11 protein-coding genes and 1 tRNA gene are annotated in these 13,433 nt (G+C 67.5%); 6 read left to right on the top strand and 6 right to left on the bottom strand.

Features of this window, described 5'->3' with window-relative positions; translation table 11 throughout:
- Positions 1 to 82 precede the first annotated feature (82 nt).
- Entirely contained in the window at positions 83 to 1,798 is a 1,716-nt protein-coding gene (locus L3Q65_RS30245; protein ID WP_237597258.1) for a S8 family serine peptidase, read from the top strand.
- 41 nt (positions 1,799 to 1,839) lie between these two features.
- On the opposite strand, the gene L3Q65_RS30240 is transcribed toward L3Q65_RS30245, so the two are convergent.
- The 4 genes from L3Q65_RS30240 to L3Q65_RS30225 all read right to left on the bottom strand — a co-directional run bounded on the left by L3Q65_RS30240 (position 1,840) and on the right by L3Q65_RS30225 (position 6,817).
- Positions 1,840 to 3,363, bottom strand: a complete 1,524-nt coding sequence (locus L3Q65_RS30240) for an alpha/beta hydrolase (RefSeq protein ID WP_370648131.1) — start codon at positions 3,361 to 3,363, stop codon at positions 1,840 to 1,842.
- Positions 3,364 to 3,481: 118 nt separating this feature from the next.
- The gene (locus L3Q65_RS30235; RefSeq protein WP_237597257.1) at positions 3,482 to 5,002 is read right to left on the bottom strand and encodes an alpha/beta hydrolase; all 1,521 of its coding nucleotides are present in this window, start codon (positions 5,000 to 5,002) and stop codon (positions 3,482 to 3,484) included.
- Between the two features lie 192 nt (positions 5,003 to 5,194).
- Complete coding sequence (locus L3Q65_RS30230) at positions 5,195 to 5,914, bottom strand: ABC transporter permease (protein ID WP_237597256.1); 720 nt, start codon at positions 5,912 to 5,914, stop codon at positions 5,195 to 5,197.
- An 18-nt stretch (positions 5,915 to 5,932) separates the two neighbouring features.
- Entirely contained in the window at positions 5,933 to 6,817 is an 885-nt protein-coding gene (locus L3Q65_RS30225; RefSeq protein WP_237597255.1) for an ABC transporter ATP-binding protein, read from the bottom strand.
- Positions 6,818 to 6,952: 135 nt separating this feature from the next.
- Here L3Q65_RS30225 and L3Q65_RS30220 point away from each other — a divergent pair, with 135 nt between their 5' ends.
- The gene (locus L3Q65_RS30220) at positions 6,953 to 8,092 is read left to right on the top strand and encodes a sensor histidine kinase (protein WP_182889828.1); all 1,140 of its coding nucleotides are present in this window, start codon (positions 6,953 to 6,955) and stop codon (positions 8,090 to 8,092) included.
- Positions 8,089 to 8,691, top strand: coding sequence for a DNA-binding response regulator (locus L3Q65_RS30215; RefSeq protein ID WP_037820278.1), 603 nt, complete (start codon positions 8,089 to 8,091; stop codon positions 8,689 to 8,691). The genes L3Q65_RS30220 and L3Q65_RS30215 overlap by 4 nt, the downstream gene beginning before the upstream one ends.
- A gap of 40 nt (positions 8,692 to 8,731) precedes the next feature.
- On the opposite strand, the gene L3Q65_RS30210 is transcribed toward L3Q65_RS30215, so the two are convergent.
- Positions 8,732 to 10,222 carry a S10 family peptidase gene (locus L3Q65_RS30210; RefSeq protein ID WP_182889829.1) on the bottom strand — a complete coding sequence of 497 codons (1,491 nt, stop codon included), beginning with the start codon at positions 10,220 to 10,222 and terminating at the stop codon, positions 8,732 to 8,734.
- A gap of 38 nt (positions 10,223 to 10,260) precedes the next feature.
- On the opposite strand from L3Q65_RS30210, the gene L3Q65_RS30205 reads away from it, so the two are divergent.
- The 3 genes from L3Q65_RS30205 (at position 10,261) to L3Q65_RS30195 (ending at position 12,511) form a co-directional block, all read left to right on the top strand.
- Complete coding sequence (locus L3Q65_RS30205; RefSeq protein ID WP_182889830.1) at positions 10,261 to 10,944, top strand: uracil-DNA glycosylase; 684 nt, start codon at positions 10,261 to 10,263, stop codon at positions 10,942 to 10,944.
- 84 nt (positions 10,945 to 11,028) lie between these two features.
- Positions 11,029 to 12,357, top strand: a complete 1,329-nt coding sequence (locus L3Q65_RS30200) for an NAD(P)/FAD-dependent oxidoreductase (protein WP_182889831.1) — start codon at positions 11,029 to 11,031, stop codon at positions 12,355 to 12,357.
- Positions 12,358 to 12,437: 80 nt separating this feature from the next.
- A tRNA-Leu gene (locus L3Q65_RS30195) sits at positions 12,438 to 12,511 on the top strand.
- A gap of 571 nt (positions 12,512 to 13,082) precedes the next feature.
- On the opposite strand, the gene L3Q65_RS30190 is transcribed toward L3Q65_RS30195, so the two are convergent.
- On the bottom strand, positions 13,083 to 13,433 hold the full coding sequence (locus tag L3Q65_RS30190) for a hypothetical protein (protein WP_237597254.1): 351 nt from the start codon (positions 13,431 to 13,433) through the stop codon (positions 13,083 to 13,085).

Raw genomic sequence — 13,433 nt, 5'->3', positions numbered from 1 at the left:
CAGGCGATTCCTCCGGTTTGCCGATTGCCGCACGCAGTGTCCGCTATGTACGTTGCATTGTCGGTTTTCGTCAGGAGGACTCGTGAAAAGACCAAGATTGCTCGCTGTGGCACTCGCGGTGCCATTGTTCGGTGCGGTGTCCGGCGTCGCCGGTGGCGCGGCGTCGGCCCAACCGGCCGGGCCGGTAACGGAATTCAGCGTGCTGGCCCGGGACGGCCAAAGCGTCGCCGCCGCCCAGCAGGCCGTGCGCGACGCGGGTGGCACGATCGTCGCGACCAATGCGGCGGTCGGGCTCATCACCGCCACCGCGCCCGCGGCCGGCTTCACTGAGCGGGTTTCGGCGAACCGCGCGGTATTCGGTGCGGCGAAGGCGAAATCGATCGGCAGCGCGCCGAAGGCGGGCAAGAAGGAAAAGCCGGACGCGGTCGAGAAGGAAGGCCGCGGCAGCGTGTCACGCAAGGCCGCGGCGAACAAGGCGGTCGGCACCGATCCGCTGGACGACCAGCTCTGGGGCCTCAAATCGACCCGCTCCGACCTCGCGCGCACCAAGCAGGCCGGCGACAAGCGGGTGAAGGTCGGCATCATCGACACCGGCGTCGACGGCAGTCACCCGGACATCGCGCCGAACTTCGACAAGGCCGATTCGCGCAACTTCACCAAGGACATCGTCGCTGACGTCAACGGCACCGTGGTCGACGGCCCGTGCGAATACCGCGGCTGCGTCGACCCGGTTGACCACGACGACAACGGCCACGGCACGCACGTCGCCGGTACGATCGCCGCGGCTGCCAACGGATTCGGCGTGTCCGGGGTGGCCCCGAACGTGACGCTGGTGAACGTCCGTGCCGGTCAGGATTCCGGGTACTTCTTCCTTCAACCGACGGTCGACGCGCTGACGTATTCCGGCGACGCCGGGCTCGACGTCGTCAACATGAGCTTCTACGTGGATCCGTGGCTCTACAACTGCCGTTCGAACCCGGCCGATTCCGCCGCGGAGCAGGCCGAACAGCGCACGGTCATCGAAGCCACCACGCGGGCGTTGAACTACGCGCACCGCAAAGGCGTGACGATGGTGGTCGCGCTCGGCAACCAACACGACGAACTGGCCGCGCCGCACGACGACGTCACGAGCCCGGACTACCCGGCGAACGGGACGCATCCGCGCAAGATCGACAATTCTTCGTGCTTCTCGCTGCCGGTCGAAGGCCCGCACACCATCGGTGTCGGCTCGTTCGGTCCGACGCAGGCGAAGGCGGATTACTCGAACTACGGCACCGAGCAGATCTCCGTTTCCGCGCCGGGCGGCTTCTTCCGTGACGGTTACGGCACTCCTTGGTACCGGACGGTGGAGAACGAAATCCTGTCCACGTATCCGCGCAATGTCGGGGTGGCGGCCGGAAACATCGACGCGGCAGGCAATGTGACCCCGGCAGGCGTCGCGCTTGGCGTGCAGAAAGCGACGGCGGCGGACGGCCGGGTCGGCTATTACCAGTGGCTGCAAGGAACTTCGATGGCCGCTCCCCACGCGACTGGTGTCGCGGCGCTGATCGTTTCCCAGTACGGCAAGAAGACCGGGCATTCCGCTTCGATGGATCCGGACGCGGTGCAGCGGGTGCTGGAGGGCACGGCCGCGCCGATCGCGTGCCCGGTGCCGCGAACGGTCGACTACCTGAAGGAGGGCCGGGACGCTTCGTTCACGGCTACTTGCTTGGGTGACGCGTCGTTCAACGGGTTCTACGGACATGGTTCGGTGGACGCCTATTCCGCGGTGACGCGGGGTTCGGCGTACCTGCGCTGAACGAGCGGCGGTGGGGCGGGGGTTCCGCCCCACCGCCGGTTTCAGTACTGCCGAAGGTTGTTCATGATCTTGTCGGCTGCCTGCTGTTGTTGCGGGGTCAGCTTTCGGCCCGAATTCGCTTCGGCACCGCAGAATTTGTCGGTGTCCGGCCGGGTTCCGTGGACCAGGTAGTCAGCGACGGCGTTGAAGCCGCAGCCGTTCAGATACGGGAGGCTGACGCCGTGTCCGCCCTGGTCCACAGTGACCATTCGCGCCCGGTCGCCGAACGCCGCGCGGGTCTCGAGCGCGCCGGACAGCGGGGTTGCCGGGTCGCGCAGGTTCTGGACCAGCAGCAGATTCGACGGTCCCTGGTCGCTGAACTGCACCGGGGGTTCGAGCGGCTCCTTGGCCCAGTGCGCACAGGGCCAGACGTTCGCCGCCGCGCCGCCGAGCATCGGGTATTTGGCCCGGTCGTGCGCGACGTTCCGTTGATAGGTCGAAATCTGCCGTGGCCAGGCGTTGTCCCCGCACAGCACCGAGATCATGGTGGACCGCTGGCTCTGCTCCGAATTCGTGGCCGCTGGCCGCAGCAAGCCGGCCGGGACCGCCTGGCCGTTGAGGAGGGCCTGCCACGTCTGCGCCAGTCTGGGGAATAGCAACGTCTGGTAAGTCAGGCTGTGCGTTCCCAGCCGGAAGAGCGAGCCGTCGATGCCACCGGCCGGGTGCTGGTCGAGTTTGTCCGCGAGCTTGAAGAAGTTCTCGGTGACTTCGGCGGGCGTGGCACCGAGGCCATAGCTCGAATTGCGGGCCGCGGCCCATTTCGCGAAGTCGGGGAAGCGGTCTTGCATTCCCTGGCCGAAGCGCCGAGCCGTGGTGGCGTCGACACCGCTCGGTCCGACGACGCTGTCGAGCACGAATCGGTCGGTCCGGTCCGGGAACAGCGAGGCGTAGACCCCGCCGAGGTAAGTTCCGTAGGACAAGCCGAAATAGGAGATCTTCTGCTCACCGAGGGCGGCGCGGATCTGGTCCATGTCCCGGGCGGTGTTCGCGGTGGTGATGTACGGCAGGATCGGCGCGGATGCCGAATCGGCGCATTGCCGGGCAATCTGTTTCGCGGTGGCCGAGGCCTGGACGACTTCTTCCCGGTTGTGCGCGTACTTCGGCGCGAGCACAAGCTGGTCGGGACGCAGATCGCAGCTCACCGGGGTGCTGTGGTCGACGCCTCGCGGGTCAAAGCCGATCAGGTCGTACTCGGCGAGCAGGCTTGCCGGTGCTCCACTGTTCGCCCAGGTCGATGGGAAGGCCAGCCCGGGGCCGCCAGGGCCGCCCGGGTTGAACAGCAGGACTCCGCGTCGTTTCGCCGGATCGGTGCTGGGGAGGCGGGAGATTTCGACGGTGATCTTCTGGCCGTCCGGATGCTGGTAGTCCAGCGGCACTTCGAGCGACGCGCATTGCAGGGTTGGAGAGGCGACGTCGGCCGGGCACGGGCCCCAGTTCACTGTGGATCTCAAAGGTGCGGCGGACGCCGGAACCGCCGTCGCGGTCAACGCGGCGGCGGCGAGTACGACGAGCAATGTTCTTCGCACGGTTTTCCTTCCTTGATCGATAGCCGAACTCGGAAATCCGCGGGAGGGCGTGCGAGAACGACGGTGGGGCGGAAAACCCGCCCCACCGTCTGTTTCATCGTCCCACCCATCGTCTGGTTCAGTGCCGGGTCATCCGGTCGAGGATCTTGTCGGCCGCCTGCTGTTGCTGCTGGCTGAGCCCGCGTGCGCTCGCTTCGGCACCGCAGAACTTGTCGGTGTCCGGGCGCGTTCCGTTCACCAGGAAGTCGGTGACCGCGCTGAACCCGCAGCTGTTCAGGAACGGGAGTGCGGCACCGTGGCCGCCCTGGTCCACGGTGACCATCCGGGCCCGGTCGCCGAACTGCGCGCGGGTCTCGAGCGCGCCGGACAGCGGGGTCGCCGGGTCACGCGTGTTCTGGACCAGCAGCAGGTTCGACGGTCCCTGGTCGCTGAACTGGACCGGCGTTTCGATCGGCTGCTTGGGCCAGTGCGCGCACGGCCAGACGTTCGCCGTCGAGGCGCCGATCATCGGGTACGCGGCTCGGTCCTGCGCGACGTTGTCCTGATACGTCGAAATGGTCCGCGGCCACGCGTTGTCCCCGCACAGGATCGAGATCATCGTGCCGGTCTGGCTCTGTTCGGTGGGCGTCGGCGCGGGCGGCACCGCACCCGACGGGACCTGGTTCGCGAGAAGCGCTTGCCACGCCTGGGCCAGCCTCGGGAACGACTGGTTCTGGTAGATCAAGCCGTGCGTCGCCAGCCGGAAGTACGAACCGTCGATGCCGGCCACCGGGGTCTCGTCGAGTTTGTCCGCGAGCTTGTCGAAGGTCGCCGTGACGGCGGTCGGGGTGGCGCCGAGACCGTAGCTCGAATTGCGGACGGCGGCCCATTTCGCGAAGTCCGGGAAGCGGTCCTGCATGCCTTCGGCGAATCGCCGGGCCGCGGTGATGTCGTACCCGCCCGGCCCGAGAACGCTGTCGAGCACAACTCGGTCGGTCTGGTCCGGGAACAGCGTCGCGTACGCGCCGCCGAGGTAGGTGCCGTAGGAGTAGCCGACGTAGGAGATCTTCGATTCGCCGAGGGCGGCGCGGATCTGGTCCATGTCCCGCGCGGTGTTCGCGGTGGTCAGATATGGCAGCACCGAAGCGGATTCCGAGGCCGCGCACTGTTGCGCGATCCCCTTGGCGAAGGCGGAGGCCTCGACGACGTCGGCCTCGTTGTGCGCGTACTTCGGGGCGATCACCATCTGCTCGGCGGTCAGGTTGCAGTTCACCGGACTGCTGTGGGCGACGCCGCGGGGGTCGAAGCCGATCAGGTCGTACCGGGCGAGCACGCTTGCCGGGATGCCTGCCCGGACCAGGTCCAGCGGGAACGTCAGGCCGAGGCCGCCGGGGCCGCCCGGGTTGAACAGCAGCACTCCGCGCCGGGCGGCCGGATCGATGCTCTGCAGCCGCGAGATCTCGATGCTGATCTTCTTGCCGTCCGGCTGCCGGTAGTCCAGCGGGACGTCGAGCGACGCGCACTGCAGTTGCGGCGGCGCCGCGACGTCGGCCGGGCAGGCGCCCCAGTTCACCGCGGACTTCGGGGGAGCCGCGTACGCCGGGGCGGCGGTCACCGTCAACGCGGCGGCCGCCAATGCGACGAACAGTTGTTTTCGCACTGTCTTCCATCCTTTGCCGAGATCAATCGAACTCAGGAAACTGACGGGAAAGTGCACGAAACCAAGTTGTGTTCGCGGAAACCGCGGTTCGGCCGCCGGTCGGGGCCGGCTTCCGGCCGCGTTGCCGCGGACACGTCGACGATCGAGAGCGTTGCCGAGGCTACTCCGATCTCGTCGGTCCCGGAAGGGGTTTCAGCGCCGCGGTTCCCAGCGGAATAGTCGGGTCGCCAGCGTAACGCTGAGAATCAGCCAAGCGGCGATCGGGCCGATCAGGACTAGTGAGTCGGTTGCCGAGGTTCCGCCATTCCAGGAATTCAATACGAGTTCGGTGGCCGCGCCGCCGGGCAGAAGGCGTTTCAGCAGGGACAGCTGTTCGGTTCCGGTGATTCCGATCCAACTTGCTGCCGCGAGGACCGCGATCGTGATCGGCAGCGTGGTGACCTGGGCGTGTTCCGGCGAGTTCGTGAGACCGGCGGTGGCCAAGCCGAGCGCGACCATCATCGCGATGGTGGCGACGACCGCGACAACCAGCAGCAGCGGGTTCTTCGGCGCGCCGGTGACCGCGCCGAGCACGGCGAGGATGACGCCGACCTGGATCGTGGTGATCGCGGTGATCGGCAGGAGCAGGCCGACGAGAATGCCGGGGTCGCTGGCCGCGGTGGAGCGCAGGCGTTTCAGGAAGAGGTTCTGCCGCCGGGCGGCGAGAGTGGTGACGGTGGTGGTGTACAGGCCGATCGCGGTAATGAAGAAAAGCGTCAGTGCCGCGATGTAGCCGAGACTTCCGACCTGCGCGAAGGTTTCGTGTCGGGAAATGAAGAAAGCGCTGAACGCGACGGGCAGGATCAGTGAGGTGACTAGCACCAGGCGATTTCGGAAGAGCTGGAGCAGTTCGCCGCGGGCGATCGAGAGCATGGGAAAGCCTTTCGGTGATTACGCGTTGCTGATGGCGCGGAAGACGTCGTCCAGACGGGTCGGTCCGGCTTCTAATTCGGCCAGTTCCACGGCGTAGTCCGCTGCCCAGCCGAGCAGGGTGTGCAGGTCCTTTTGGAGGCCGAAGGTCTCGATGAGGAACCGGCCGTCCTCTTCGCGGGTCGCTTGCAGCGGCGGCACCGGGGCGTGCGGCGGGAGTCCGAAGCGGATGGTCGCGGGCAGTGTCCGGGTCAGTTCGGCGACGGTGCCTTCGCGGTTGAGCGTGCCCTGGTGCATCAACCCGATGCGATCGGCGCGTTGCTGCGCTTCCTCGAGGTAATGCGTGGTCAAGACGATGGTGGTGCCGTCCTCGCGGAGCCGGTCCACTGCATCCCAGAGCGCGTCGCGCGATTGGATGTCCAGACCAGTGGTCGGCTCGTCGAGGAAGACCAGGTCCGGAGTCCCGTAGACGGCGGTCGCGAAGTCGAGCCGTCGCTTTTCGCCGCCGGACAGCTGCGACACCCTGGTGGTGGCTTTGCGGGTGAGATCGGTGATGCCGAGCAGCCGCTCGACGTTGTCGTCGCGCTGGGTCAGGCTGCCGATCAGCCGGATCGACTCGCGCACCGTCAGGTCCGGCGAGAAGCCGCTTTCCTGCAGCATGATGCCCATCCGGGGACGCACGGAAGCACGGTCGCGCGGGTCCTTTCCGAACACCCGCACGGTGCCGGAGCTGGGTTTGCGATGGCCCTCGACGGTCTCCAGCGTCGAGGTCTTCCCGGCGCCGTTCGTGCCGAGCAGCGCGTACAGTTCGCCGCGGGCGACCTGGAACGACAGATCGCGCACGGCCTGGAAGTCGCCGTAGGTGAGATTCAGGCGGTCGACTTCGATGACTGGGGTCGTGGACATGCTCCGATTCCAGCCGGATCCGCTGGTCGGTGGTAGTGCGGCCACGTCAGCCGAAGACATGACGCTGCGTCACTGGTGGGCCATCGGCGGCTGCGGCATGCTGGGGCCGAACCGCCCGGCCGAACCTGGAGCACCATGACCGAGATCCGTCCGCCGCGGCCCCGCCGGATGTCCTGGTCCGGCGACGCGGTCCAGTACCGGCTGCGGCGGCTCAACCTCGTCACGGTGATGCCGCCGCTGCTGGTGGTCGGCGTGCTGCTGATCATCGTCAGCAGCCGGACCTGGTGGCACGTCGGCATCCAGGTGATCGGGCTGCTGGCCGCGATCGCCACCGCCGAACGCTGGACCGCGGGCGACTTCATCCGCACCGCGCGCCCGTGCCTGGTGCTCACCGCGTTCGTCTGGCTCGCCGGCGCGCTGGACAACAGCCCGATGGCGTTCTACGGGCTGAGCATGGTCGGGTCGTTCCTCATCCCGCCGCTGCCGCGGCACCGGTTCGCCGCGCTGGTCGGCTTCGCCGTGCTGACCGGCGCGATCGGCTCCGCCACTCTGCTGCTGCACCACGACCATCTCGGCGCGCGAGTGCTGGCCTACGTGGTGACCCCCGCGGTCGGCTCGGCGCTGTCGACCCTGCTGATGTTCGCCAGCCAGAAGCTCTACGACCTCGTCGCGGAACTGGAGGAGTCCCGGGGGAAGGAAGCCGAACTGGCGGTGGTCCGGGAGCGCGTCCGGTTCGCCAGCGAACTGCACGACATCCAGGGGCATACGCTGCACGTGGTCAAGCTGAAGGTCGCGCTCGCGGAGAAGCTGCTGCACCGGGATCTCGAACGCGCGCAAGAGGAATTGCGCGAGGTGCACACCCTGGTCGGCGAAACCATCGTGCAGACCAAGGAACTCGCTTACGCCCAGCGCAGGCTCAACCTGTCCGCGGAGCTGGAGAACGCGAAGAACCTCTTCGAGGCGGCGGGAATCCACGTGCGGATCGATCGGCTCGCACAGGTCAGCTCGGGTGCGGACGAGCTGCTCGGTCAGGTGCTGCGTGAGACCGCCACGAACATCCTCCGGCACGCGCAGGCCCGGCAGGTGCGGATCACGTTGACCGAAACGGGGATCAGCATCGTCAACGACGGCGTTCCGGAGCGCGAGGAAACGGTGCTGAGCGGACTGTCCACATTGGCGGACCGGCTGGCGGATCAGGGCGGAAAATTGACCGTGGAGCAGAAGGACGGCCGATTCGTGACGGCCGCGGCCTTCCCGGAGAAGGTGGCGCGATGACGACGGTGGTGCTTGCCGACGACGAAGCCCTGCTCCGCAAGGCGATGGCTGCGTTGCTGCCGATGGAGGACGAGATCACCGTGCTCGCCGAAGCTGAAGACGGCGAGGCGGCGGTGCGGGCCACTGTGGAGCATCGGCCGGACGTGCTGGTGATCGACCTGGAGATGCCCAATGTGGACGGACTGGGCGCGGTCGCGCGGATCCGGCGGGAACGGCCGGAGCAGGTGATCCTGATGCTGACCCGGCACGCCCGGCCCGGAGTGCTGCGCAAGGCGTTGAAGCTCGGCGTGCAGGGATTCGTCAGCAAATCGGCGGAACCGGCGCACATCGCGGCGGTGATCCGGACGCTGGACGAGGGCAAACGCTGGATCGACCCGGACGTCTCGGCGCTGGCGGTGGTGGACGACTGCCCGTTGACCGTGCGGGAAATCGACGTGCTGCGGGCGACGCGGGAGGGGTATTCGGTCGCGGACATCGCGACGCAACTGCATCTGGCGGAGGGGACCGTGCGGAACTATCTGTCGAACGCGATGCAGAAGACGCAGACGCGGACGCGGCACGAGGCGGCGCGGTATGCGCGGGAGCACGACTGGTTGTGAGTGCCTATGCCGGTTCTGACCGGCATAGGCACTCACGAGGTCAGCGGTTGGACGCCTTCTTCACGAACTTGCCCAGGTCCTTCGACTGCTGCACCCGCGACGGTTCGTGCACGTACATCATGTGCCCGGCCGGGTAGTAAGCCGTGTCGATGTTCTCCCGCAGCTCCTCCGGAATCTTCAGCTGCGAAAGCACGTACTCGGACGCGTAGTACGCCGTCGCGCCGTCGTAGTGCCCGAAGGCGACGTGGACTTGCAGGTGCGGGTTGGCCCGCATCGCCGCGCTCAGCGTGTCCACAACGGACACTGAACGGCCCTCGAACTCCTTGTAGGACCAGGACTTGAACACGTCGGAGGACAGGATCTCGTACGGCAGGTCGTTCTCGTAGCCGAGGTCGGCGCGCACGTAGTGGTTGAAGCCGGCCGAGTAGGCTCCGATGATCCGCGACACCGAAGGGTCGTCGCTCATGTGCTCGACGCCGCCGTCCGGTTCCCACGTGGTGAACCGGCCGTCCATCCGCCCAACGGTCTTGCCCTGGTCGCGCAGCAGTTCGGTGAAGAACCGGATGTGCTCGATCCGCAGGTTCACCCGGTCCACATAGGACTCGCTGAGCCCGGTGAGCGACGCCAGTGTCTGCACCGCCTCGGTGCGGTCCTGAGTGGACAGCCGCGCGCCGCGGGAAAGCGCCCACGGCAGTTCCTTCGAGGCGAAGTCCTCGGCGTCGGCGAGCACGTCGTCGAGCGGACGGTCGCCGTGCCGGCCGTGGTAGTGCGCGATCGCCGCGTACGTGGGCAGGAACAGCGAGTACGGCAGGTCGTTGCCCTCGTGGAACCGCAACGTGCCGAGGTCCAAAACGGACGAGATGAGCATCAGGCCGTTGAGGTACAGGCCGTAGCGCTCCTGCAAATGCCCGGCCAGCGCGGCGGCGCGCAGCGTGCCGTACGACTCGCCGGCGAGGAACTTCGGCGACAGCCAGCGCTGGTTGCGCGAAACCCACAGCCGGATGATCTCCGCGACCGATTCGACGTCGCCCTGGAACCCGGTGTACGGCTGGGATTCGCCGCCCTCGGTCACCCGCGAGTAGCCGGTCTGGACCGGGTCGATGAACACCAGGTCGCTGTGCGCGAGCAGGCTTTCCGGGTTGTCCTCGAGCCCGTACGGCGGCGGCACCGGGTCGTTGACGTCGCCGGACAGCACCCGGCGCGGTCCGAGCAGGCCCATGTGGAGCCAGATGCTGGAGGAACCGGGGCCGCCGTTGAAGGCGAAGGTGACCGGCCGCGTGCCGGGGTCGGCGTCGTCGAGGGTGTAGGCGGTGAGGAAAACCTCGGCCTTGGCCTGGTAGCCCTCGGATTTGCCGTCCTTCTTGACCTCTTGGCGGAGCACGATCCGGCCGGTCTGGGCGGTGTAGGCGAGCTTGCGCCGCTTGACGGTGAGGGTGTGCTGCGTCGTGACGAGGTCGTCGACGGGCTCCGCCGCCTTCGTCTCCTCGTCCTTGGTCTTCTCGGCGGTCTCGTCCGCGGTGGTGTCGGCCATGGCCCCAACTTATCTCGTGACCCGGTTAGATTGGCGCAATGCGCACGTTCGCTGACCTCGACGCTTCCCTGGTCGAATGCCGCGCGTGCCCGAGGCTCGTCGAATGGCGCGAGGGCGTGGCCGGGACGAAGGCCGCGTTCGCAGGCGAGAGGTATTGGTCGCGGCCAGTCCCCGGCTTCGGCGCGGAGGACGCCGCGCTGGCCGTGGTCGGGCTCGCGCCGTCCGCGCACGGGGCCAACCGCACCGGCCGGATGTTCACCGGCGATCCGTCCGGCGACTTCCTCTTCCGCGTGCTGTACGAGGTCGGTCTCGCTTCGCAGCCGGTGTCGGCCGCCATCGGCGACGGGCTCACGCTGCGCGGCACCCGGCTCGTCTCGCCGGTCCGCTGCGCGCCGCCGGAGAACCGGCCGACCCCCGCCGAACGGGACACCTGCCGCCACTGGCTGGCCGACGAACTGGACCTGCTGCGGCCGACCCTGCGCTCGATCGTCGTGCTCGGAGCGTTCGGCTGGCAGGCGCTGCTGCCGGTGCTGTCCGCCGCGGGCTGGCCGGTGCCGAAACCGCGTCCGGCCTTCGCGCACGGCGCCCGGATGCAGGTCGGCGACCTCGCGGTGTTCGGCTGCTACCACGTGTCACCGCGCAATGTCCAGACCGGTCGTGTGACACAGCCCATGGTGGTGACCGCGTTCACCGCCGCGGCCTCGGCGGCTGGCCTCATCTGAATCGTGACAACCAGCGTGGCGATGCTGGTCACAGCGGGGTGGGGTACCCGAGCGGAGCCGCTTCGGAAGTGCGACTATAGGTACATGGCTGCTGCGAAGTCGGAACCGACTCGGATCCTCGTCCTCGGTGGTGGATACGTCGGCCTGTACACCGCGTACGGGCTTCAGAAGATGCTGCGTGCCAACGAGGCCTCCGTGACCGTCGTTGACCCGCAGCCGCACATGACCTATGCCCCGTTCCTGCCCGAGGCGGCGGCCGGCGCGATCGAGCCGCGGCACGTGGTCGTGCCGCTGCGCCGCGTGCTGAAGCGCTGCCACGTGCTGACCGCGCGGGTCACGAAGATCGAGAACGAGCGCAAGGCCGTCACGGTCGAGGCGGCCGACGGCCACATCGAGACGCTGAACTACGACGTGCTCGTGGTCGCGCTCGGCGCCGTCGCGCGGATCCTGCCGATCCCCGGCCTCGCCGAGGAGGGCATCGCCTTCAAGACCATCGGCGAAGCGATCTACCTGCGCAACCACATCATGACCAAGCTGGACGAAGCCGCCAGCACGCTCGATCCCGAGCTGCGCAAGCGCCTGCTCACGTTCACCGTGGTCGGCGGCGGGTTCGCGGGCATCGAGGCGCTGGCCGAGCTCGAGGACATGACCCGCTTCGCGGTCGAGAACTACTACCCGAACATCAAGCCCGCGGACATCCGCTGGGTGATGGTCGAGGCGGCCGGGCGGATCCTGCCCGAGGTGCGCGAGACGCTGGGCGTGTACACGGTGCAGCAGCTGGAGAAGCGCGGCATCGAGGTCTACCTGTCAACCGCGGCGAAGTCGTTCGAAAACGGCCACGTCGTGCTCTCGGACGGCACCGAGTTCGACACCGACACGATCATCTGGACCGCGGGCGTGAAGGCCAACCCGGTCCTCGCCGGTTCGGACCTGCCGCTCGACAAGCGCGGCCGCGTCGAGGCCACCGCCGCGATGCAGGTAGTCGGCCACCCGGACGTCTGGACCGCGGGCGACAACGCGGCGATCCCGGACCTCTCGCGCACCGAGCAGGACCCGACGGCGACCTGCCCGCCGAACGCCCAGCACGCGGTCCGCCAGGCCCGCCTGCTGGCGAAGAACATCATCAAGGTGATCCGCGGCGGACAGCCGAAGGACTACTACCACAAGAACCTGGGCGCGGTCGCGAGCCTCGGCCTGCACAAGGGCGTGGCGGACGCGCTGAACCTGAAGATCAAGGGCTTCCCGGCGTGGCTCTTCCACCGCGCCTACCACCTCAAGGCGATGCCGACGTGGAACCGCAAGATCCGCATCCTGTTCGACTGGATGCTGGGCGGGCTGTTCCGGCGCGAGGTCATCTCGCTGGGGCAGATCAACAACCCGAAGGAAGAGTTCAACCGGGCCAGCAAGGGTTGAGCCGTTCGTTGGTGAAGCCGGGTCGTCTTCGGGCGGCCCGGCTTTGTCGTGCATGGGCCGGGGTTCGCTAGGGTGGGTGGGCCCCCGTAGCCCAATTGGCAGAGGCAGTCGACTTAAAATCGACCCAGTGCGGGTTCGAACCCCGTCGGGGGCACCGTTTTCTCTGGTCAGGACGACTCTTCCGAGGTTCGGCCAAGAGCAACCCCCCGGTTTATCCCCGGAATTGCCGGAGGCTGGGTCGAGCCGCATGCTTTCCGGTGCGCTGGCGTTGGCCGGTGGGACCGTCGAGCGGTCCATGTACACGTCCTGTGTCATCGACGGCTTGTTGCGGATGTCCCGCCGGGTACTCGAAGGGCCGCGAATCCCGCCCAGCGAGTCCGAGAAGGCCGGGCTGGTAGGACCTCGGCTGTCTTCCGGGCGATCCACAGTCGCTCGCGCAGCATCGCGACCCGCCGGGAAGGCACCGGCAGCTTGCGGTCTCCGTTGTCCGTCTTGAGCTGGTTAACGCGTCGCAGGCCAACGCATCAGATCCGGCAGATCCTTGCCGTAGCCTGCTTGTCCGCTTCGAACTTCTGCAGCGAAGCCTTTCGCTCAGCCGGGACAAGCACCGATAGCGCTTTGCTGGGCCGCGTACGCCAGGACTGCGCCGGCCACCGCACGAGCCGTCCGAGCATGCGCCGCGCTGATTTCGCTTGAACAGCAGGCAAAAACACACTCAGCCGCGGTTACTTGGTCTCGTTCGGATGATGTGTATGCACTTGCTCGAGATAGACCGTGCGCTCTGAGACGTAGAACCAAATGCGCGCTGACCCTCCAGCCGTTGGCTTGTGCTGCCAGCGCGCATAGGATTTGCCGCCCCGCTGGACGGTCTTCAGCTCGCCCTTCAGACGGTAATTCGTCGGCGTCGTGGCCTGTGGCGTCCGCGTCAGAAAGTCCCAGGTGTCCGCCATCGCATTGCGAATGGTGGCCACGAGATCCCGCCAGCCCTTCAGTGCGTCAGTGGTGGCGAAGCGGATCTCGTACTCGATCTTCTTGGGCGGACGAGGGACCAGCTCCCCCTTCTTGGCCGACGCCAC

This window comes from Amycolatopsis sp. FU40 (genome assembly GCF_021903635.1).
Classification (GTDB): domain Bacteria; phylum Actinomycetota; class Actinomycetes; order Mycobacteriales; family Pseudonocardiaceae; genus Amycolatopsis; species Amycolatopsis dendrobii.
The sequence above is the reverse complement of the archived record's forward strand: the minus strand, read 5'-3'. Positions and strand labels throughout refer to the sequence as shown.